This window comes from Serratia sp. T13T92, assembly GCF_047530105.1.
Lineage (GTDB): Bacteria > Pseudomonadota > Gammaproteobacteria > Enterobacterales > Enterobacteriaceae > Chania > Chania fonticola.
Map to the genome: position 1 here is coordinate 1 of NZ_JBLJAK010000137.1, position 663 is coordinate 663.

General features: G+C 51.4%; 1 protein-coding gene. It reads right to left on the bottom strand.

Features of this window, described 5'->3' with window-relative positions; translation table 11 throughout:
* Nucleotides 1-62: 62 nt before the first annotated feature.
* On the bottom strand, nucleotides 63-215 hold the full coding sequence (locus tag ACMV5I_RS29605; protein ID WP_059200725.1) for a Hok/Gef family protein: 153 nt from the start codon (nucleotides 213-215) through the stop codon (nucleotides 63-65).
* Between the last annotated feature and the right edge of the window lie 448 nt (nucleotides 216-663).

The following is a 663-nucleotide window of genomic DNA, read 5'->3' on the forward strand; positions in this document are numbered from 1 at the left end:
GGTGCTCGCGGATCGCCTCCCAGCAAGTTACGGATGGGGCGAACCCCATCCGTGGGATCGCCTTACCGCTGTTTCAGGCAAGACAGAATGGCGGCAATTTCCGTTGTTCCTTGCCTGACGCGTAATTCACACAGCGAATCACGTGTTATCCAGGTGAATGCGATCAGCGTCACACAGATAACGATCAGACATAAAACCAGCAGTTTTTGCGGCATTCTTAACCTCCTTGTCCCTTGATTTTGGGATTTTAAGAGGCTAACCTCACCTTGCTTAGGAGTGAGATCGGCCTCGGATTGATGTAAATCGGTCCGGGGCTTTTCTCTTTCCATCCTTTACCAAATGCTCCAGACGGAAAGATCCAGAGCACCCACCTGCAGTCTACTTAATACCCATGCTGTTGAATGCGCGCGATTGTTCAGATAGCGAAGCGATTCGCAATTTTTCTGTGCACGTACTGCAATACCGAATGCTGGCATCCGGGGAATTGATAAGGAAAAGCGTGTGGGATGATTTGACAGGATGTTGAAAGGTCAAAGAAGGGTGCTCGCGGATCGCCTCCCAGCAAGTTACGGATGGGGCGAACCCCATCCGTGGGATCGCCTTACCGCTGTTTCAGGCAAGACAGAATGGCGGCAATTTCCGTTGTTCCTTGCCTGACGCGTA